This window comes from Kitasatospora sp. NPDC023385 (assembly GCF_055664045.1).
Genome location: NZ_JBVOOL010000024.1, coordinates 1 through 20,167, shown reverse-complemented (window position 1 = coordinate 20,167; position 20,167 = coordinate 1). Strand labels below are relative to the sequence as shown.

Annotated in this window: 16 protein-coding genes and 2 pseudogenes; 11 read left to right on the top strand and 7 right to left on the bottom strand. The window is 67.4% G+C overall.

Translation table 11 applies throughout. The features are described from left to right. The first annotated feature begins 43 nt into the window (after positions 1 to 43). The 9 genes and pseudogenes from AC0B61_RS29095 to AC0B61_RS29055 all read left to right on the top strand — a co-directional run bounded on the left by AC0B61_RS29095 (position 44) and on the right by AC0B61_RS29055 (position 8,027). A complete protein-coding gene (locus AC0B61_RS29095) occupies positions 44 to 1,294 on the top strand; it encodes a methionine adenosyltransferase (protein WP_471744196.1) in 1,251 nt (416 codons plus the stop codon). Further along, on the top strand, positions 1,294 to 2,253 hold the full coding sequence (locus tag AC0B61_RS29090; protein WP_471744195.1) for an aminoglycoside phosphotransferase family protein: 960 nt from the start codon (positions 1,294 to 1,296) through the stop codon (positions 2,251 to 2,253). The genes AC0B61_RS29095 and AC0B61_RS29090 overlap by 1 nt, the downstream gene beginning before the upstream one ends. Beyond that, positions 2,250 to 2,960, top strand: coding sequence for a histidine phosphatase family protein (locus AC0B61_RS29085; protein WP_471744193.1), 711 nt, complete (start codon positions 2,250 to 2,252; stop codon positions 2,958 to 2,960). Before AC0B61_RS29090 ends, AC0B61_RS29085 begins: the two co-directional genes overlap by 4 nt. After that, positions 2,953 to 4,245, top strand: coding sequence for a serine--tRNA ligase (gene serS, locus AC0B61_RS29080; protein WP_471744191.1), 1,293 nt, complete (start codon positions 2,953 to 2,955; stop codon positions 4,243 to 4,245). The genes AC0B61_RS29085 and serS overlap by 8 nt, the downstream gene beginning before the upstream one ends. Then, positions 4,246 to 5,268 carry a glycosyltransferase gene (locus tag AC0B61_RS29075; RefSeq protein WP_471744189.1) on the top strand — a complete coding sequence of 341 codons (1,023 nt, stop codon included), beginning with the start codon at positions 4,246 to 4,248 and terminating at the stop codon, positions 5,266 to 5,268. Next, a complete protein-coding gene (locus tag AC0B61_RS29070) occupies positions 5,262 to 6,308 on the top strand; it encodes a hypothetical protein (protein ID WP_471744187.1) in 1,047 nt (348 codons plus the stop codon). Before AC0B61_RS29075 ends, AC0B61_RS29070 begins: the two co-directional genes overlap by 7 nt. Further along, the gene (locus AC0B61_RS29065) at positions 6,305 to 6,574 is read left to right on the top strand and encodes a hypothetical protein (RefSeq protein WP_471744185.1); all 270 of its coding nucleotides are present in this window, start codon (positions 6,305 to 6,307) and stop codon (positions 6,572 to 6,574) included. The genes AC0B61_RS29070 and AC0B61_RS29065 overlap by 4 nt, the downstream gene beginning before the upstream one ends. Beyond that, positions 6,565 to 7,287: pseudogene (locus tag AC0B61_RS29060) on the top strand (recombination directionality factor); the annotation flags it as partial. The gene AC0B61_RS29065 and the pseudogene AC0B61_RS29060, both read left to right, overlap by 10 nt. Positions 7,288 to 7,536: 249 nt before the next feature. After that, positions 7,537 to 8,027: pseudogene (locus AC0B61_RS29055) on the top strand (NUDIX domain-containing protein). Positions 8,028 to 8,066: 39 nt separating this feature from the next. On the opposite strand, the gene AC0B61_RS29050 reads toward AC0B61_RS29055, so the two are convergent. The 4 genes from AC0B61_RS29050 to AC0B61_RS29035 are packed head-to-tail and all read right to left on the bottom strand — an operon-like array spanning position 8,067 to position 16,330. Next, positions 8,067 to 11,288, bottom strand: coding sequence for a type I restriction endonuclease subunit R (locus AC0B61_RS29050; protein WP_471744183.1), 3,222 nt, complete (start codon positions 11,286 to 11,288; stop codon positions 8,067 to 8,069). Next, complete coding sequence (locus tag AC0B61_RS29045; protein WP_471744181.1) at positions 11,285 to 12,496, bottom strand: restriction endonuclease subunit S; 1,212 nt, start codon at positions 12,494 to 12,496, stop codon at positions 11,285 to 11,287. Before AC0B61_RS29045 ends, AC0B61_RS29050 begins: the two co-directional genes overlap by 4 nt. Further along, complete coding sequence (locus tag AC0B61_RS29040; RefSeq protein WP_471744179.1) at positions 12,489 to 14,123, bottom strand: class I SAM-dependent DNA methyltransferase; 1,635 nt, start codon at positions 14,121 to 14,123, stop codon at positions 12,489 to 12,491. The genes AC0B61_RS29045 and AC0B61_RS29040 overlap by 8 nt, the downstream gene beginning before the upstream one ends. Before the next feature lie 32 nt (positions 14,124 to 14,155). Then, positions 14,156 to 16,330: an N-6 DNA methylase gene (locus AC0B61_RS29035; RefSeq protein ID WP_471744177.1), complete on the bottom strand. Its 2,175-nt coding sequence runs from the start codon at positions 16,328 to 16,330 to the stop codon at positions 14,156 to 14,158. Between the two features lie 261 nt (positions 16,331 to 16,591). On the opposite strand from AC0B61_RS29035, the gene AC0B61_RS29030 reads away from it, so the two are divergent. Next, positions 16,592 to 17,818, top strand: a complete 1,227-nt coding sequence (locus AC0B61_RS29030; RefSeq protein WP_471744175.1) for a DNA sulfur modification protein DndB — start codon at positions 16,592 to 16,594, stop codon at positions 17,816 to 17,818. 55 nt (positions 17,819 to 17,873) lie between these two features. Then, entirely contained in the window at positions 17,874 to 18,641 is a 768-nt protein-coding gene (locus AC0B61_RS29025) for a hypothetical protein (RefSeq protein ID WP_471744173.1), read from the top strand. 383 nt (positions 18,642 to 19,024) lie between these two features. Here the strand turns inward: AC0B61_RS29025 and AC0B61_RS29020 are convergent, their stop codons facing one another. Genes AC0B61_RS29020 through AC0B61_RS29010 form a run of 3 tightly spaced genes read right to left on the bottom strand, consistent with a single transcriptional unit; the run spans position 19,025 to position 20,004 of the window. Then, the gene (locus tag AC0B61_RS29020; RefSeq protein ID WP_471744171.1) at positions 19,025 to 19,285 is read right to left on the bottom strand and encodes a helix-turn-helix domain-containing protein; all 261 of its coding nucleotides are present in this window, start codon (positions 19,283 to 19,285) and stop codon (positions 19,025 to 19,027) included. 9 nt (positions 19,286 to 19,294) lie between these two features. Next, the gene (locus tag AC0B61_RS29015; protein ID WP_471744169.1) at positions 19,295 to 19,630 is read right to left on the bottom strand and encodes a helix-turn-helix domain-containing protein; all 336 of its coding nucleotides are present in this window, start codon (positions 19,628 to 19,630) and stop codon (positions 19,295 to 19,297) included. Beyond that, positions 19,627 to 20,004 (bottom strand): type II toxin-antitoxin system RelE/ParE family toxin, encoded by a 378-nt coding sequence (locus AC0B61_RS29010; RefSeq protein ID WP_471744167.1) that lies wholly within the window; start codon positions 20,002 to 20,004, stop codon positions 19,627 to 19,629. Before AC0B61_RS29010 ends, AC0B61_RS29015 begins: the two co-directional genes overlap by 4 nt. Positions 20,005 to 20,167: the final 163 nt, after the last annotated feature.

Below are 20,167 nucleotides of genomic sequence, written 5' to 3'. Positions count from 1 at the left end.
GCGGGCTGCCGCCGTAGCCGGACCGACGGAAGAGGAGATCGCCATGCAGCGAGTCAGCACGACCGTGGAGCACAGCAGCATCACCATCGAGACCGGGCGTCCGCTCCCCACCGACCTCGTCCTGCTGGAACGCAAGGGACTCGGGCACCCCGACACCCTCGCCGACCACCTGGCCGAGGAGCTCTCCCGCGCGTACAGCCGCTACACGCTCGACCGCTTCGGCGCCGTGCTCCACCACAACTTCGACAAGCTCGCCCTGCTCGGCGGCTCCTGCGAGGTCCGCTACGGCGCCGGCCGGATGACGGCTCCGGTGAAGGTCCTGGTCAACGGCCGGGCCGCGTACGCCTGCGGCGGCGAGGACATCCCGGTGCGGGAGTTGGTCGAGCAGGCCGTCCTGGCCTTCTTCCACGACCGGCTGCCCGAGCTCGCCGGCCACCTCGACCTGGTCTTCAACATCACCAGCAACCCCAGCCCCGGCGCGGTGGTCACCGATGAGAGCGGCACCGACCGGTCGCGCTGGTTCGCGCCCCGCTCGGTGGACGACCTGCGCGAGCGCCACACCCTGATCGCCAACGACACCTCGCTCGGCACCGGCTGGGCCCCGATGGCCCCGTTCGAGCAGTTCGCCCACGCGCTCGTCAACCACCTGTCCGGCGTCAGCGAGTTCACCCGGGCGAACCCCTGGTGCGGATCCGACGTGAAGCTGATGGGGCACTTCGACGGCGCCAAGGCCGAGGCCATCCTGTGCGTCCCGCAGAAGTCCAAGCACGTGCCCGACCGGGCCTCGTACCTCGCCAACAAGGAGGAGGTCCTGGCCGAGTGCGCCCGGTCCGCCGAGCAGCACCTCCCCGGCGTGGAGGTCACCTTCCTCCTCAACGCCCGTGACGTCCCCGAGAAGGACGAGCTCTACCTGACCTACACCGGCAGCTCCATCGAGTCGGGCGACGAGGGCGTCGTCGGCCGCGGCAACCGGGTCAACGGCCTCATCACCCCGCTCCGCCCGATGAACCTGGAAGGGGCCAGCGGCAAGAACCCCGTCTACCACGTCGGGAAGCTCTACAACCTCGCGGCCACCCGCCTCGCCCAGCGCCTGTACGACGAGACCGGCAGCTACGCCGAGGTCCACCTGGTCAGCGCGACCGGCCAGCGACTCGACCAGCCCTGGAAGGTCCTGGTCCGGCTCTCGGCCGAGGACCCCGAGATCGACAAGGTGCAGGCCCAGGTCGCCCTGGCCCTCGGGGGCTTCCCGGAGCTCACCGCCGAGCTGGTCCACCACGGCGTCCGGCTCAGCTGATGCACACCGGATCGCCCACGCTCCTGCCCCCGCGCAGCGCTTGGCAGCGGCTCCGGGAGCACTACGGTTCGGGGGTACACGGGTGGCTGGCCCGCGCCCCTGAGGTCTTCAACGAAGCCGCACGCCGCTGGCAGTTGACCCTCGACAGCTACCACGATGCAGGCCACGCCTCCCTGTTGATGGTGGCGCGTGAGCGAGCCAGCGGGCGCGAGGTCCTGTTGAAGGCATGGCCCGACCACAGCCGCTGCCGCAACGAGATGATCGCGCTGGGGATCTGGGCGGCCGGGCCGGCCGTCAGGGTGCTCGAGCACGCGGACGACCTCGGCGTCGCTGCCCTGGAGATGGTGGCAGCCGTACCCGGCGGTTCCGTCAGACCGGAGATGCACGAGTACGAGACAGTGGCCGCCGCTCTGCGGCAACTGCATCGCCTCGGCCGGGGCGCGAACACCATGGCCGCAGCACTTCCTAGCCTCCACGACTTCCTCGAATGCGAGTTGGTCCCGCGAGTGCACCGTCGCCTGGCGGCGCAACGCCCCGAGCTGGAGGTCGACTGGGCGAGACTCGGCGAGCGCTTGGTCACCGGACTGCGCCCGGACACGGCACGGGCATCGGTCCTCCACGCGGACGTCTACCGCGAGAACGTCCTCTTCGACGACCGCCGGAACCCGGTCCTGGCGGACCCCCTGCCGATGGTCGGCGACGAGGTCTTCGACTGGGCGTTCTGGACCGTTTACTACAACCTGGGCGCGGACACCCGGGACCGATTCGAGATCGCTGTCACCACCGCCGACCTCGATCCGCGGCGGCTACGCCACTGGAGCCTCGCACTTTGCGTGGACGGGCTTCTCTACTACCGCGAGGTGGGAGACCACCGCGCCTCCGTGATGGAGCGGGTGATCGCAGGGCTCGCCGGCGACCTCGATCTCACTGCGGTGCCAGAGAAGGGCGGCCAGACGTGACCACCTACCTCCTGCGCCATTCCAGCACCCACTACAGCACAGCTCACCGGGTCAACGGCGACCCGACTGTCGATCTTCCACTGGATCCGGCGGGACGCGCCGCCTGCCGGACCGGTAGCAGCGTGCTCGCTGCCGTTCAACCGAAGATCTGGCTCACCTCGGCGTTCGCCCGGACGGGTGAGACGGCCCAGCTGCTGATGGGCGATGCTAATCAGCCCGTCAGGGTCGAGCCGGCCCTCAATGAAGTCGACTACGGGCAGTTCGAAGGCGGCCTCTTCACGGAGTACGCGCGCTGGCTCGTCGCCGCCGGACCATGGGAGAGCCCGCCCGGGGCCGCCGAGTCCCAGCGCGAAGCCATCCGCAGAATGCTTGCCGGCCTCCGGAGCGCACTCCATTTGCCCTCGCCTCGAATGGTCGTCGCGCACGGGCTGCTGGCCTCTGTGCTGCGGTGGCACAGACGGACCTGGCGCGACGCCCCCGGGCGGGCCATGCCGATCTTCTTCGACGAGGTGCCCTGCCTGTACCTGGTCAGGATCGAGGACGGCGAACTCGAAGACCTGACCGCGACCCTGCTCGAAGTCCTGGCTGCGGAGGAACAGGAGACCGCCGGAGCGGGCGGATGGTCATCGCGGCCAGAAGACCAGCGCACGCTTGCTACCTTCGATGGACCATCTGTCCAGCTGGAGGAGACGAACTCCCATGCATGATCCCCGCGCCCTCATCGAGATGGGCTCCGAGGCGGTCCGCCGCCTCGCCCGCCGCGGCTACACCCTGGATCTCTCTGCGTTGGAGTCTCTTCAGTCCAGCCGATCCCAGCTCATCACTCGCGTGGACGAGCTGCGGGCCGAGTCGAAGCGGGTCGCCCAGGAGGTCCAGCAGGCGGCCCGCCAGGGCGGCGACACCGAGACGCTGAAGGACCGAGCCCGCGAGCTCAAGGAAGAGATCCGGTCGGCCGAGGCGGCGCAGGAGCAGGTGCAGCAGGAGTTGCGCGACTTCCTGCTGACCATTCCCAACCTGCCGCTCGACAGCACCCCCGAGGGCGACTCGGACGAGCACGCCGTCGAGATCCGTCGCTTCGGCGCGCCGCCGTCCTTCTCCTTCGAGCCGAAGGACCACGTGGACCTCGGCGAGGCCCTCGGCATCCTCGACTTCGCCCGTGCCAGCAAGCTCTCCGGCTCCCGGTTCAGCGTTTCGCGTGGTGCCGGCGCCGCCATCGAGCGCGCCCTGGCGACGCTCTTCCTGGACCTGCACACCAAGCGGCACGGCTACGTCGAGCACGCCGTCCCGTATCTCGTCACCCGGCAGACCATGACCGGCACCGGCCAGCTTCCGAAGTTCGAGGAGGACCTCTTCGCCACAGGTATGGGGGAACGCGAGCTCTTCCTGATCCCGACCGCCGAGGTCCCGCTCACCAACCTCTACGCGGACGAGATCATCCCGCCCGCCGAACTCCCCCTGGCCCTCACCGCGTACACCCCGTGCTTCCGCTCCGAGGCCGGCTCCTACGGCCGAGATACCCGCGGCATCCTGCGCCAGCACCAGTTCTCCAAGGTCGAGATGGTCCGCATCTGCGACCCCGAGGACTCCCAGGCCGAGCTGGAGAAGATGCTCAGCCACGCCGAAGCCTGCCTCAAGGAGCTGGGACTGGCCTACCGGGTCGTCCAGCTCGCCGCCGGCGACCTCGGCTTCTCCGCCCAGATCACCTACGACATCGAGGTCTGGCTGCCCAGCCAGCAGACCTACCGGGAGATCTCCTCCGTCTCGGACTGCGGCTCCTTCCAGGCCCGCCGCGCGGGCATCCGCACCCGTGACGAGCACGGTAAGACCAAGCCCGTCGCCACCCTCAACGGCTCCGGACTGCCCATCGGCCGCACCCTGGCCGCCCTTCTCGAACAGTGCCAGCAGCAGGACGGCTCCATCGTCCTGCCCGAGGCCCTGGTGCCCTACCTCGGATTCCGCCGGATCTCGGCGGACGGAACAACGGAGGCATAAGTGTTAGTCGGCATCTGCGACTTCCCCAGCAGCTACACCTTCCCGCCCGTCGGCTACGGCGGGATCGAACGCTGGCTCTGGGCAGTGGCGGAAGGCGCCCGAGCCGCAGGCGCCGACGTACACCTCCTCGGCCCCCGCTGGAGGACCGACCTTGGAGCGGACTGGACTACTCGTCCGATCCGCCTTGAGGACCTCCAGCCGGGTACCCGGCAGACTCGTGACCTGCGTTCCACCGGCTACGACCTGCTCGTGGTCGGACATGAGTACCCATCGCTCCCCGGGTGGCGTCGGGTCTGGGCCGATCTCGACTGCGATGTCGCGACCTTCCAGCACTCGCCGGTCTTTCGGCACGCCGCCGACGCCTTCGACGCGAAGCGCTCCCGGCTGTACTGCTACTCGCCCGAGATGGCGGGGCTGTACGCCGCCCACACACCGGTGCTGGAGCACGCTGTCCACCTCGGGCTCGGTGAAGCCGAACCTCCCGCCCGACCCGGCCGCGACCTCGTCTGGCTCGGCCGGATCGACGAGGAGAAGGCGCCGCACCTCGCGGTGCGCGCGGCCCAACTGCTCGGCTGGCGGATACACGTCGTCGGACCTGTCTTCGACGACGACTACGTCCGGCGTCACCAGGCACTCTTCGCGGCTGATCACGTCAGCTGGGTCGGCGAAGTCGGAGGGGCAGCAAAGACGGCCGCGTTCTCCGACGCCTCGGTCTACCTCTACACCTGCTCACGAAGCTACGTGGAGGCCGGCGCCGCCGTGTTCGGGGAGTCCCTGCGTGCCGGCACGCCCGTCGCCGCGCTCTGCTGGCGAGACGGCACCTGTGCGGAGGCGGCTCTGTGCGAGACCACCGGAGCCGTCGCCAGGGTCGATCCTGAGCACGACGACGAGGACGCGGCCCTGGCGCTTGCCGCTGCGATCGAGCGGTGCCTGGAACTGGACGCGCCGACCGTACAGGACATCGGCCTGAGCCGGTTCGACCCCGAGCGACACTTCCGCGCCCTGGCGACCAGGCCGTGCTGACCGCGGACCCACCGTCGAGGCCGCTCGATCTCCTGAGCGACCGCCTCGGGCTCGGCCCGCAGTGGGAGATCGAGCATGACGCCGACGGCCGCTTCGAGATCCGCCACCGCGACCGGGGGACGTCGTACCGGCCGGCCAGTCGGCCGATCCAGTGGGCCGGTTTGCTGCAGCAGTTGGAGAGCGGCTTCCGCGCGGCTGGCGTCGCCCGTGCGAGACCGCTGCCCATGCGGTGGGGCCGGGACACCGAGTTGACGATCTCCGCCGTCCAGGCAGTCGACCCTCTTCTCAAGGACGGCAAGCCTTACGTCTTCCGCCGTGGCTACCTCCCCCAGCCGGTCGTCCGACTGACCGGCGAGCGGGACCACGTCGGCGCCCTGAGGGAGGGATTCCTCACCTCGTTCGTCAACATCTCGCGCATCGAACCCGTTACTTGGACAGCCGAGTTCACCGGGATCTTCGACCACTGGCTCACACTGCTGTCCGGCATCGGCCTCCACGCCAGACACCTCACCATCCACGGCCGCAACGCCGTCTGGCAACGCCGCGAAGTCTGCGGCCTCACCGTGCACTTCCGGCACCTGGACCTTCCCATCGGTGACATCGTCCTGCTCTGGAACGCTGCGGATCCCAGCTGCATGGCGGTGGACCTGGGCTCCGGCCTTGAGCGCCTGGCCTGGGCCCGCACCCGTCGCCCATGGTGGGAGCTGGCCTTCGGCCGCTTCGCGACGTCCGGTGTGGCTACCGACGTGCTCGACGCCGTTCGAACCGCGACGCTGCTGGTCGGTAACGGCATCGCCCCTGCGGCCCGAGGGGCCGGCGGTGTGCTCCGCCGCATCCTTGCCGCCGTCACTGCCGACGCCGCACCGCTCGGAGTCAGCGCCCTGGTCCGGGCGAGCCATGAATTCTGGAGCCTCACCTCGCCGATGGCCCTGCCGTGGCCCGAGGTCGCCTTCGTTATCGAGCGCGAGATCCACCGCCGCGACGCCACCTCTGCCAACCCACTCCCCCAACCTCGGTCGAGCTGGAGCAGCCGAACGTGAGACCCCGACGTGACCGGAACCCGCCCGCCGAGTTCCGACTCCGTTTCGCCTGGACGACCGGGTTCTGCTTCAAGTGCGAGGAAGTCACACAGGTCGCCGAGTTGGGCACACTCACCGTCGAAGGCGAGACCGTCACACTCGCGGCCTGCCACCTCTGCGCCTGGCGGCTGGAGCGGCAGCACTACCACGCCCGCCAGGTCCACCTCCGCGCCCAGCTCGCCGGTGCGTGGGCTGACGCCACGAGACGGGCAGCAGCATGCATGTGAGGAGGGGACATGCGGCGAGGCCCAACAGCGCACCGCGCCAAGGCTGCCCCTCCCCGGCATACGCTCATCACGGGCTGGGAGGTTCGGCGTCCAACCTGACGGATCGTCGCTTATGCGCGAAGGAGCTGCTGACTGTGGCAGGCAGAGGACAGGATTTCGACCGCGGCTCGGAGAGCCAGTCGAACTACGTCGGCCGCTTTCGGGCGGGGCGACTGGTGGACAACCGACCGCAGTCACTGGACGCATGGCGCGTGACGATGGTTTCCCCCGACGTTGCCGCAGGTGTCGCGAGCCTGCTTGGCGGTGAGCCCGTGGAGTGGGAGAGCACGGCCGAGGATCCCTTGGAGGTGCTGACCGACTACGACACAGTGCGGATCATCGTTGAAGGACCATCCGCGGTCCAGGCCCGCATACTGCTCTTCGGCAACAAGGGCAAGGTACTTCACGACTGCGACGGCACCCGGTTGCTCGCACCGGAGGCGGACGCCGGCAAGCCGTGCGGGTGTCCAGAAAGCATCGAGGAACGGAGGCTGACGGCGAAGTCCGGTCGAGGCCCCCTGCCCAGCATCGGCATCGACTTCAAGCTCGCCCAGAAGCCGGCACTCGGGCTCTTCCGCTTCGTGAGCAGCTCCTGGGAGCTGGCCAAGACGATTGCCGACTTTCAGCGTGCCCTAACCGAGACCGATGGCCCCACGACGTGCGACCTCGCACTTGAGCTGGTGGAACTCACCACCGCGTCCGGTGTAGCCGTTCGCTACCGGAAACCGGTGGTCCGCGTACTGGGTGATCCGGCGACACCCCCTCCTCGCGCCGTCGTGAGGCCCACCAGGCTGTCGTCGCCTCTGCCACCCGAGTCAGTGGGCCCGCCCGCCCGGTCTTCCAAGCCGCTCACGCGGTCCGGCCGCCTGGAGCCTGCGGCAGCGCGTCGAAGCCTGCACCCCAACGCGAGCGAACCCGAATCCGTGAGTGGCGCCGAACCCACGTGCACCCTTGACGCACCCGAGGCCGTTGCCCAGCCACGCACCGCCGCTGGCGTGCTGTTCTTCGACGAGGCTGACCGCGTGCTCCTGGTGAGGCCCACGTACAAGCCGGGCTGGGAAATCCCGGGCGGCTACCTCCACCCCGGCGAGACCCCGAGCGAGGGTGCGGCCCGAGAGGTCAAGGAGGAACTCGGTATCACCCCGCCCATCGGTCGCCTCCTCGTCGCGGACTGGGCACCCACCCGACCGAGGGCGACAAGATCCTCTTCGTGTTCGACGGCGGCGTCCTCCCCGCCAACGAATTGGACAACATCACCGTCGACCAGGTCGAGATCGGCGACTATGTCTTCCACACCACCGACGAGCTTGACGAACTCCTCATCCCGCGCCTCGCCCGCCGCGTCCACGCCGCCTGCGACGCCAGGAATCGGGCCGCAACCGTCTACTTGGAACATGGCGCGACCCGTCCATAGGGGCTGCGCTATGACCTTTTCCTGCAAGGGGTACTGCCTTCACTCCTTGGCTTTGGGAGCCCATTCCTGGGCGAAGGTCTCCATCTGCTTGAGGACGAGGTCGACAGCCTCGCGCTCCTCCTCCGGCGGGTAGTCGAACTTAGCGAGGACCCGACGGATACGACTGCGGAGCTTGGCGCGGACCGGTTCGCGGGAGAGCCAGTCGACGGACAGGTTCTTCCGGATGTCGGCGACCAGGGCGCGGGCGATCTCCGCCAGCGTCTCGTCACCGCCAGCCATGAGCTCGGCCATGTCGCGGTGGGCCACAGCATCGTAAAAGGCAAGCTCAGCGTGGTTGAGGGGCGGGTCGAAGCGCTCACCGCGGCGGGCCTCGGCTGACACCTCCTTGGCCATGGCGGCGAGTTCGGCGATCACCTGGGCGCTGGTGAGCTGCTGGAGCATGTAGCGCTTCATCAGGTCGTCCAGGCGCTCGGAGAAGCTCTCATGGCGAACAATGTTGTGCTTGGTCACCTCGCGCATCTTCTGCTGGATCATGCGGCGCAGGGCCTCGGCAACCAGGTGCGGGGTCTCGGAGCTCTCCAGCTTGCGCAGCTGTGCCTCGTTCAGGCGGGTGATGTCGAGCCTGCCGATGCCGGCCTCGGCGTACAGGTCGGTGATGTCGTCGGCGTCGACAACGGATGCGGCGAGCTGTTCGAGGTACAGCCGGACCTCCGCGGTCAGCGGCTGGCCCGTAGCCTCGCGGTCGGCCGCGTCGAGCTTGACCATCCAGGCCCGCACTTCGGTGAAGAAAGCGATGTCGCGGCGCCAGTCCTCCAGGTCCGCGCAGCGCTCGGTGATATCGCGGCTCATCGAGCACAGCCGGTAGAAGCGCTCCAGTCGGGCGGCGCTCTCCTTGAAGCGGGTGGAGAGCGGCTTGACGCCAGGGTCGACCTTGTTGCCGGTAGTCAGCGGGTCACGCAGGTAGTTGGAGACCAGCCGCAGAGCGCGCGTGCGTGGCTTGGGGTGGGCGGTGTCGGCGAGCAGCTCCTTCCAGTGGGTTCCCGCCAGCAGGCCCTTGATAGTGGTGAGTTCGTTCTTTACCTCGGTGATGGCGCGTTCGATGTCGGCGCCTAGGGTCTTGTCCTGCTGGTCGCTGGGCGAGTACTCCGCCAGCGCCTTGGTGAGGTTGTCGGTGAGCGGTGCATACCCGACGAGGAGGCCGTCCTGCTTGCCGCGGAAGCGGCGGTTGACGCGGGCCAGGGCCTGCATCAGGTTGGCGCCGCGCATGGGCCGGTCCATGTAGATGGTGTGGATGGGTGGCGCGTCGTAGCCGGTGAGCAGCATCGAATGGACGATGAGCAGTTCGAGTTCGTCGTCGGCATTCTTCGCGCGAGCCTGGACGACCTTCTGCTGGGACTTGCGCAGGGCGTGCTTGCGCAGGTGCTCGGGGTCGGTACGGTCGCCATGGAAGACGATCTTCATGACGCCCTTGTCGGCATCGTCGCTCGCCCACTGCGGGCGGAGTTCCGCCAGCGCGTCGTACAGCCGGACGCAGATCTCCCGGGTGGCGCACACGATCATCGCCTTGCCCGGCCCGCCGATCTGTGGCTTCATCAGCTCGCGGCGCTGATCCCAGTGGGAGACCAAGTCGTCGGCGAGGGTAGCTATGCGGTCGGGTGCGCCATAGACAGTGTTCATGGTTGCCGCGTACTGCACGGCGCGGCGGCGCTCGGCATCGTCCATACCCTCGGTAAGGGCGTTGGCCTGCTCGTCGATGGCGTCCGGGTCGATGCCCGGCGGGAGCGACACGTCGATGACCCGCGGTTCGTGGTAGACGCGGACGGTCGCGTCGTCGTCCACGGCCCGCTTGAGGTCGTAGATGTCGATGTACTCGCCGAAGACGGCCCGGGTGTCGGCCTCGGCCTTCGAGATCGGGGTGCCGGTGAAGGCGATCAGCGTGGCGTACGGGAGCGCGTCGCGCAGGTGGCGAGCGTATCCGTCGAGGCTGTCGTAGTGCGAGCGGTGCGCCTCGTCGACGGTGACCAGGATGTTGCGGCGCTCGGACAGCAGCGGGTGGGCTGCGCCGGTGGCCTTCTCCTCCTGGGTCAGGCCGAATTTCTGCAGGGTGGTGAAGACGATTCCACCGGTGCGGCGGTTGAGCAGTTCGGTGCGCAGCTCTTCTCGGGTGGTGACCTGGAGGGGGGCCTGTCCCAGGAGCATCTGGCTGTCCTGGAACGTGTCGTAGAGCTGGTCGTCGAGGTCGTTGCGGTCGGTGATCACGACGATGGTCGGGTTGTTCAGGGCGGGGTGACGGGAGACCAGAGCGGAGGTCTCCACCATCTCCTCGGACTTGCCGGCGCCCTGGGTGTGCCAGACCACGCCGGCCTGCCCGTGGCTGCGGGACGCCTTGATGATGGCATCCACAGCCTTGGTGACCGCGAAGTACTGATGCGGCTTGGCGATGCGCTTGCCAGTGGAGGTGAAGTTGATGAAGTTGGCGGTGAGGGAGAGGAAGCGGGGCTGCTTGAACAGCCCGTGCAGGGCGAGGCTCAGCGCCTCGACGCCGTCGTAGTCAGGCGCGTTGGTGTCGACACGGTCACCGTCCTCGTCGACGTTCCACGGCGCGAAGTGCTCGTACGGTGTGAAGACTGTGCCGTACTTGGCGGTGATCCCGTCCGAAACGAGGCAAAGGACGTTGTAGCGGAAGGCGATCGGGAACTCTGCGACGTAGGTCTGAAGTTGCGCGTGCGCGTCCTTGAGCGTCGCATTCTCGGCCGCGGCGCTCTTTAGCTCGATCACGGCGAGCGGAAGGCCGTTTACGTAGAGCACGGCGTCGAAGCGACGGTGGTGGTCGCCGTCCATGAGGGTGACCTGGTTAACGGCGTGGTAAGTGTTCACATCCGGCGAGTTGAAGTCAACCAGGCGCACGGTGGGCGTCTGCTCGGCCCCGAAGTCATCGATATACGTGAGCCGGATACCGAAGGTGAGGTACGCGTGCGCCTGCTTGTTCTCCGGGTACGCCTCGCGGGAGGCGGGGTCGGTTGCGACACGGAGCGCCTCGCGGACGGCGGTGGGCGGAAGGTCCGGGTTCAGCCGCTCGATCGCCGCCTTGAGCTCATCGTGCAGGATCAGGTCGTCCCAGTCCTTGCGGTGCCCGGAACCAGGGGCGATCTCCTTGCCGGACAGGGGCTGCCAGGCAAGCTCGGCGAGCTCGTCCATGGCCAGGCCCTCCCAGGTGGACTCCGTCATCTTCCTATCGTGCTTGGCGCTGTCGCTGGTCATACGGCGTCCTCCACGATCCGTTCCGCGTCGCGGACACGCAGCTTGCCGGACATGAGTTGGGGAAGCAGGGTGTCACGCAAGGCGGCGAGGGTGCGGGACTCGTCGGCCGCCTGAGCAGCCCTGGCGTGTAGCGGAGCGGCGACTCGGGCAAACTCGGCGAGGATCTCATCGCTCGGCTGCCGAATCGGCATTGCCTTGAAGTTCTTCCGGCTCAGCTCCAGGAAAGTCGATCCGTTTGCAAGGCTGATCATCTCGTCCACGCGAGATCGCATCTCATGCAACAACCACCAACGCAATTCATCGCTCGGCGGCAATACCACAATGAATCCCTGGTTTACAGCAGTCGGCATCCGAGGAAGCGCAAATGCGCCAATAGTTGCACGCGAAGTCATGAAGATGGACTGCGCCGGGTAGAGCTGAGAAGCGCAGTTCTCCAGGCCCGTGGAAGTAATAGTTCTTCCCGTCTCAAACAGATACGGCGACGAAAGCCCCGTCACGTCAGAAGGAGTCGCCCACGAGATCCCACCTCCCCAGTACTCACCTTCCTTTGTGCTGGGAGTACCACCACCGGCGACCGTGGCCACAGAACCAAAGGTCGCGGAGCCGAATTCAAGCCCCCGGGCGATGGATGAAAATTGGGAGTCAGCAAGATCGAGAGCCTTGGCCGCAATGCTCTCGTTGACGGCAATCTTGTCGTCCAGCACCCCGAGGACACCAACTACATCCTCTTGCTGCGCCCGAGAGGGGACCCGCAGCTTGAGCGACAAAATGTCACCCAAGCTAATGAAGTCCGCCATGTCGGTTTGCCCCTTTAGGGCATTCGCCTGAATCCAAAAATCGGCACTCCTGAACCAGTAGTACAGATATCGCACTACCAGTGGACCATCCGCGCGCGGCCGAAAATAACACAACTGTGGGCTGTAGGCAAAGCGCGGGCCTTCACTTGGGATCAAGGCAACCCGACCCACAGTTCCCTTAACGGTGAGGACAATGTCTCCAGGACGTGAGACCTTTGGTCCAAGGTCCCGAGAATGACTCTCCAGAGATGAGCTGTAATCGGATGACCCAATCTTGCCATCCAAGACATCTGCAACCCTCAAAATGGGGAGTGGATCCCGATCCTGGTTGACTGATCGAGGCCGTCCAGCACCGACTTCAATCTGATTCTCGTCGACCAGCTCTGCAAGCGACACCGTTCGCTCAGCCATCGATCCTCCCCAGCTGCTCCCGAACCACCGCGTCCAGCCGCGCCGACTCGTCGAGGTGTGCAAGGAGTTCCTTCGTCAGGCGTACGATGCGCTCCTCGACCGGTTCGGCATCCGAGTCCTCCTCAGCTTCCGCTGCTCCCACATATCGTGCCGGCGTGAGCACATGGTCATATTTGGCGATCTCCTGCAGCGTGGCGCTGTAGCAGAAGCCGGGGATGTCCTCGTACGAAAGTGCCTTCTTCTTCGCGGACTTGGTGCCGCGCCATGCGTGATAGGTGTCGGAGATTTTCTCCAGGTCCTCGTCCGTGAGGATGCGCTCGGTGCGGTCGATCATCGTTCCCATCGCACGCGCGTCGATGAACAGCACCTCGCTGCGCCGGTCAGTCAGGGCCTCGGCGCCTTGAGGGGTCTTGTCCTTGGTGAGGAACCACAAGCACGCCGGGATAGCCGTGGTGCGGAACAGGTTGCCCGGCAAGGCGACCATGCAGGCGACCAGGTCGGCCTCGACAAGCGCAGCGCGGATCTCGCCCTCGCCGGACTGCTTTGAGGACATGGAGCCGTTGGACAGGACGACGCCGGCGCTGCCGCGGTCCCCCAGCTTGGAATGGATGTGCTGGAGCCAGGCATAGTTGGCGTTGGACTGCGGCGGGACGCCGTACGTCCAGCGCGGGTCGTCCGCCCTCCGCGCCCAGTCGGACATGTTGAACGGAGGGTTGGCCATGATGAAGTCGGCCTTGAGGTCCGGCAGTTTGTCATCCGCGAACGTGTCGGCCCAGCGGTCGCCGACGCCCTTGGGGTCGATGCCGTGGATGGCAAGGTTCATCTTGGCCAGGCGCCAGGTGCGCTCGTTGGCCTCCTGGCCGTACACGGCGATGTCGTGGCTATGGTCGCGCCCTCGGTGCCGAAGCACGAACTTCTCCGCCTGGACGAACATGCCGCCCGAGCCGCAGGCCGGGTCGTAGACACGCCCCTCGTACGGCTCCAGCACCTCGACGAGCAGCCGAACCACGCTCGCGGGAGTGTAGAACTCGCCGGCGCGCTTGCCCTCAGCCCTCGCGAACTTCTCCAAAAAATACTCGTAGACCTCGCCGAGCACGTCCTGTGCCGGACGATCGCCGTGCCCGGTGAAGCGGGCATCGCTGATGAGGTCAACGAGCTCCTTCAGGCGCTTCCGGTCGACGTTGTCGCGGTTGAAGATCTTCGGGAGGACGCCGGTGAGGGCCTTGTTGGCCTTCATGACCTCGTCCATGGCGTCGTCGAGGAGCTTACCGACGCCGCCCTCCGCGCTGGTCGCATTCTCAGCGATGTAGTCCCAGCGGGCAGTGGGCGGCACCCAGAAGACGTTCTTCTCGGTGTATTCGTCCTTCTCCTCCAGGAATGCAGCCCGCCGGTGCTCGGGGATCTCCGCCAGCTCCGGGTCGGCAGCAAGTTCCGCTCGCCGCTCAGCGAAGGCATCCGAGACGTACTTCAGGAACACCAGGCCCAGGACGAACTCCTTGTACTGGGCGGCGTCCATGGAGCCGCGGAGCTTATCCGCGGCCTTCCACAGGATGTCCTGGATCTCCTTGGTGCTGGAGACACCGGGCAGTTCGCCCTGAGCTGTGGTGGCTCGCTTGCGCGGGGGCATCGTTCCTTCTTCCTGGTCCGTGGTTCGATTGGTCAGTCTGGCAGGGAACGCGGGGGTAAGGGCCGCGTATCACCAAAGGTGAGGGTGCCGTCGGCCAGGCCCGCGATAGTCAGTCGCCGTGCCTCGACGAGCGCATCAGCCTGTGTCCGCAGCATCCGCTCTCGGCGCTCGATCTCAGCCAGTAGTGCATCGAAGCGATCCACGTCGTCGCGGTCGAGGTCGGGGAGCTCGTAGTCCTCGATGCGGTGGGCAGGGCGTACGGCGCTGGGGCTGCGGCCGGCACCTCGGGCTACTCCAAGTAGGGCTGCCAGCACGCGTGGTGTCAGCGGGCGTTTGGCGTCCGGGTTGACGCGCAGCACCCGCGCCGGGAAGGCGGCAACGCTGAACCCGTCATGGTCGATGAGCAAGCCGAGTTCGGGCGACAGTGTGTAGACGAGATCACCTGGTTCGGTGAGCGCGACCTGCTCGTACGCCGTCGCCAGTACTAGCCGGTCAATGCGCCGGGCCCCGACAGCACTTCGTCCGGTGACCTCCTCCGGGCCGAGCACGGTGTGGTGGCCACCTTGGCCGCCTCCGGTCAGGTGCCGCTGGTCAAGGCGGTGGCCCTTGATCTTGGTGACCCGGTCCTCGGCGATCAACGCGCCGAGGGTAGTGCGGCGGGGACGCGGTCCGGTGCGGCGAACGACGCCGCCCCGGTAGGGGCCGTACTCGTCGTCGTACGATCGGCCTGTCTTGGCAGCGCGCTCCAGGCGGCCCTCGGCCTCGGCGATGAGGGCGGGACGCTCCCTGACGGCAAGGGCCAGGATCTGGGAGGCGGGCGGACCCGGCGGGGTGAGTGGGCCACCGAAGGCATGGTCCAGCTCGGCGACGCGCACCGCGCGACCGTAGCGAGGGTCGTGGCCGTCGAGGGCACGGAAGCCTTCGGCACGCCACAGAAGGATGTCCTCGGCCAACCGCATGCGTACCGCCTCGGTGAGGGGCTCGGCACTGATATCGGCAAGCAACACGTTGCCCTCCGCCGACGAGACCTGGCCGCGGGTGAGCACCCACAGCGCCGCGCGGTAGCCAGGCCGGTAGGGCAGCACGCCGCCGGGCAGGGCGACCACAGCCTCCACGACCTTGCTTCGCAGCAGGGCGGAGCGCAGCTGGGACTCCGCTGTGCCGGGCAGAGCGTCGACGAGTGCGTCAGCCGGGCCGAGAACAAGGGCAGTACAACCGGGGCCAAGCAGGTCGGCGATGCGCTCGATGCCCTCCAGAGCGGCGAGCACCGAACGGTCTTCGCCGGGCTGGAAAGGAAGCTGGGTGACGATCAGGTCAGGGTCCGCGAAGCTCTCCTCGAGAGCCTGACCGACCTGGACGTCGAGCGAGAACTCGTCGATGCCGGCCAGCAGCAGGCGGCGCCGGGCGATACGGGCCAGCCGCTCGTCCGGGTCGGCAGCCATGGCCGTGATGGCGTCAGGCGCAGCAGCCTCGCGGATTTGGGCAACGAGTAGGTCGCCCGCGCGGGCATGCGGATCGGCAAGCGTGACCGAGCCTTGTCGGTCGAGGCGGCCTCGCAGGTCGGTGAGATCGACGACGAGACTTTGGAGCTCGGTGGTCAAGGCATCGGCCGTCAGCGCGGGCAGGCGGAGCCGGGAGCGCGAGGCAAGAAGCCACTCGTGCGCTCCCCGCTCTCCATAGGCGGCCTCCACGATGGCTTCGGCCAGGTGGGAGAGGGGGACTACTACATCGGCACCCGCCGTGCGCAGCTCGCGAAGGACGAACTCATCCTCCGGGTCCATACGCTCGGCCCGGCGCAGGAGGACGTCACGGGCTTCATCGGGCCTGCTCACCATCGCCTCGTCGGCGACCGGCCGCTCGTCCAGGTGGCGCAGGCACAGCAGGGCACCGAGGATCTCGACGGTGCGAAGGGGGTCGGTTCGGTCAGCCTGGGCGGCGATGCCGTGGAGAACGATCTCTGCGCGCAGCTGACCCGGGTGGGTGTTGCCCAGACCGGTAGCGGTGAGCCACTCGACCACCTGCTGACCTTCGAACAAGAGGTGGCCGGCGTTCTGGGCAGCGGGCGCGGGAAAGTCGGCGTATCTCCGGCGCCAGGTGGAGACCACGGGCCGCTTGACCTGTGCCAGTTCCGCGATCTCAGCCATGGAAACCAGCAGCACACCGCCACTCACCCTCGCGGTGCCAGGGATTAACGACTCGGCGGACATGGCGCTGATCTCCTCTCTCGGCTGGTCACTAAGCGGCCTCGAGTTGAGGCGATCGCCGACTCTCGATGCTTCGGATGCCGCCACTCTAGGACGCCATCGTCGGCAGATCTGCCCGGCGGACTGATAACCCCGGTTATCAAGTAACGAGTGGCTCGAGTCGCGCCAGCACGGTCACTCTCGGATCGCACCACTCGTCGTTCGGACCAGCACCGCGGACCGCCGCCGTGCCCCACCGCCTGTCGCACCGAGAGGAAGCGCCCCATGAGCCTGACCATGCCGACCGCCACCGTTGAGGGCATCCAGCTGACCGTGACCCCGTTCCGCCCGGACGCGGTGATCGGAACGATGGCACTGCCGACCCTCCTGCAGCTCGTGCCCTCTCCGAAGGCCGAAGAGGACACGCGGGCCCTGAAGTACGCCTCCGGCACTCTGCGCCGGCACGCCGAGGTTCGCGCGCTGGTCCAGCGGATGCTGAAGGCATCTCAGAAGGGCCGGAACGTCGTCTCGTACGCCTCCTACATCGCTTCCGGGATCAACGGTGACCACGGCTGCGCGTGGTCGACCCCGCCCATCACCCTGTGGCTGGACGGGCACCCCGGCGCCGTGAGCGAGGAGCTGGTACCCGGCAGCGGCATCCGTACCGTCACCGTCCTCCCGGGCTCCCCCGTCGTTGCCATCGACGGCGAGACCCAGGTCACCGCCTGGCACGAGCTGTACGACAACCCGGAGCGCTTCGGAACCACCTACCAGAAGCTGAGCGCCGTCCGGGTACCGTTCGAGCTGTACTTCGGCCTGAGTGTCGAGGACGCCCGGCAGATCTTCTACGACCGCAACGTCGAGGGCGTCCCCGTCGCCAAGAACCTGGCCATGTCCATGGACCAGCGCGACATCGGCACCCAGCTCGCCCACCGCGTCGCGAGCACCGTCAAGATCGAGCACGACGGGAAGATCATTCCGTTCGCCAAGCTCGTTCAGGCCCGCAAGCGGCAGCTGACCAAGACCGATCCGGAGGTCGTGACTCTCTCCGCCCTCCGGGCGCTGGTGATCACCAGCCTGCATGGGCGGCGCGGGCTCGGGCTGTCGTCCGCGACCGTGCACGAGGGCGCCCTGCCCGAGGGCGTCACCACCGAACACATCGAGCAGCAGCTCGTTCCGCTGCTCTCGCGGCTCATCGCCCGCCTCTACCCGCACTTCGCCTCCCGCAGCGCCATTTCCGCCCCTGCCGTGCTGGCCGGCCTCGGCGTCGCCGCTCACCAGGCCACCAACTGGGCCGCCTCCGGCCAGCAGCTCACCGAGGACCAGCTGACCGCACTGCTGGACTCCGTGCGCTGGGAACGCGACGCCCGCTTCTGGGACGGCATCGCCGCCAGCGCGAACGCCGCCGGCGTGCTGAACTTCGGAGGTGGCGCCAAGGACGCCGGCGGTCGGGTCGCCGACGCTCTGCTGTACCCCGATACCGAGTACGGACGCAGGGTCCGCGGCTGGTAATAGGGTTGCCAGTCCAGGAAGTTGAGACGGATCCTCACGGGACAAGGGGCACGGTGTGAGTGAGATTGCCAAAGCGGTAGCCGCACTTGAGGAACAGGCCGCCGAGGCTCGCGAACTTCGACAGACCCTCGAACGCATCGAGGCCGAGGTCGACGCACATCTGGACGACCTTCGCGGCATCGGCAGTGCGATCCTCGACCTTCATTTCGACCTTGACAACCAGATCGCCGAGCACGACTACTCGGCTGTCGAGCAGGCGGTCGGAACCCTCGGGGGCCTCGTGGACGTCGCGGAGATCCTTCCCAAGATCGACGCCGTCTTGCTGCTGACCGCGCTCCTGGAGGGCACGCCCACCCCCGACCTCACGGTGCCGATCGAGCTGTTCAATGCTGGGGAAACGCCTGCCTTCGAGCACCCGCGGCTGACCCAGGAGGACCTCGACCGCCAGTTCCAGAACGAAATGGCCGACTGGTCGGAACCGGACGAGCAGGACGACCGATGGGCTGAGGACCACCGGAGCGCCGAGCAGGAGGCCATCCGTAACCGTGCCCACAAGGCCGGCCTGCACCTGATGGAGCTCTTCGACCACATCGGAGACAACCTCTGGCCCGAGCTCATCGAGTCAGTCGAGACCGGTAGGCGCGACGACGCGGTCCACGCGCTGGCAGCCGTCGCTGCAGCAGCGCGCGACGCAGGGCCCGCCTACAAGCTGTACGAGGTCAACCTGTCGTTCCAGTACGAGGCAGACCCGTCATCGCTCGGGGCGATGGGAGAGTTCCTGTCCGGCTTCGAGACCTGGCTGTTTTCGCAGAAGGACTCGTAGAGGCAGAGGCACCTCACCCATCGCACGACCAGGCGATAGGTGAGGTGCCCCGCATGGCACCCCGAGCCTCCGTCCTACCGGCCACCATGCCTCGGGCTGCTTCCCGATTGACGCCAACGCTGACGCCAACCGGCCCGGATGGCGACGTCCAAGGGCAGCCGTCCACGGACGGCAGAATCACCCAAACTGGGGCATCTCACCGCCCTGGCTTGGCCTGAAAAGCGGAAGGTCGCCGGTTCGACCCCGGCCCTGGCCACCAGCCCGGACCAGGCACGATGCCCTCGAAGCAGCTCGCTTCGGGGGCATTTTCGTGTTGTTTGACGCCAACGCGACGGCGGACGGTCAGCCCTCCTCGTCTTCAACTCAACGCTGCCAACCCCGCGTCACGCCGCGTCGATGCGCCGGCGGGGCACAAAGCGCATCGTCGTCCTTCCGTCCAACGGGGCCAGCTGGATGTCGAGGTCCGCCTCCAGCGCCTCGGCGAGCCGTGTCAGGAGGGGGAGAGTGGGGGTGGTTTCTCCCAGTTCCACGCGGGAGATGCCAGGCTGCGTCATGCCGGCCCGCCGGGCGAGTTCGGCCTGGGAGATTCCCAGTTGCCTTCGTCTCTCGCGTAGAGCGGCCGACAAGTGCTGGCCGAAGTCCATGACGCCCTCTCAGGCAGCGCGAGCGGTGAAGCTGACTGCTGTGCCCGAGATCGCGAGGTGGACGTCCACGGACACCTCCAGAGCCGCGGCAATCCGGAGCAGCAACTCCGAGGTGACCGGGAGAACTCCCCCAACCTCGAGGTGTTCCACCTCGTCGGCGGTGACACCGAGGCGAATCGCCAGCTCGTCCTCGCTCAGGCCCAGCTGGGTGCGCCGGTCGTAGACCAGCTGACCGAGCGCCATAGCCAGACGGATCTGCTCTCGCTCGGCGACGATCGCGGGGGGCTCGAACTCCCCGTGCAGCGCGCGCTTGTCCCGAGCCAGCTGCCAGCGTGCGTGGTTCACCGCTCCTCCTCCGCCGTGTTGCGCGTGTAGATCTCATGAGCTCCCGGATGCCCCGCCTCGCACACCAGCTTGGCAGCCTTGGCCCGCTTGACCTCCGCCTCTTCGCGCATTCGGGTCTTGCGGAAGACGGTGAGCAGAACGACGCGGCGTCCAGGTGCCAGCCAGTAGGTGACACGCACAGCGTTTCCGCTGAGGCCGAGGCGCAGTTCCCGTACCCCGTCGCCCAGGTTCCGTGAGTGCGGCTCGTCCAATGTGGTCGGATACTCCGCAAGGAGATCCGCCTTCTCCTCGACCTGCCGATAGTGCTGCGGGGTGAGACTCGCCAACCAGAGACGCACCTCCGGCTCCAGTTCGATGGAGTAGCGCTCACCCATACCATCCACTGTATATCACCTGGATAATATGGGTGGGCGCTCATGGAAGACACCCAAGTACGCGCATAAGCTTGTTGTTTAACCTCGCAGGTCACCCAACCTGCTGATCTGCGGTTCTTCGCGAGACAGCAGAGGCGGCCGCCCCTCACGCTTCGAGATGTCG

Bases quoted from the DNA above. Each gene is read 5' to 3' on its own strand.
- AC0B61_RS29040 (WP_471744179.1), bottom strand. From the start codon at position 14,123: ATGCCCCCGCGCAAGCGAGCCACCACAGCTCAGGGCGAACTGCCCGGT.
- serS (WP_471744191.1), top strand. From the start codon at position 2,953: ATGCATGATCCCCGCGCCCTCATCGAGATGGGCTCCGAGGCGGTCCGC.
- AC0B61_RS29090 (WP_471744195.1), top strand. From the start codon at position 1,294: ATGCACACCGGATCGCCCACGCTCCTGCCCCCGCGCAGCGCTTGGCAG.
- AC0B61_RS29045 (WP_471744181.1), bottom strand. From the start codon at position 12,496: ATGGCTGAGCGAACGGTGTCGCTTGCAGAGCTGGTCGACGAGAATCAG.
- AC0B61_RS29010 (WP_471744167.1), bottom strand. From the start codon at position 20,004: ATGGGTGAGCGCTACTCCATCGAACTGGAGCCGGAGGTGCGTCTCTGG.
- AC0B61_RS29030 (WP_471744175.1), top strand. From the start codon at position 16,592: ATGAGCCTGACCATGCCGACCGCCACCGTTGAGGGCATCCAGCTGACC.
- AC0B61_RS29095 (WP_471744196.1), top strand. From the start codon at position 44: ATGCAGCGAGTCAGCACGACCGTGGAGCACAGCAGCATCACCATCGAG.
- AC0B61_RS29050 (WP_471744183.1), bottom strand. From the start codon at position 11,288: ATGACCAGCGACAGCGCCAAGCACGATAGGAAGATGACGGAGTCCACC.
- AC0B61_RS29035 (WP_471744177.1), bottom strand. From the start codon at position 16,330: ATGTCCGCCGAGTCGTTAATCCCTGGCACCGCGAGGGTGAGTGGCGGT.
- AC0B61_RS29020 (WP_471744171.1), bottom strand. From the start codon at position 19,285: ATGGACTTCGGCCAGCACTTGTCGGCCGCTCTACGCGAGAGACGAAGG.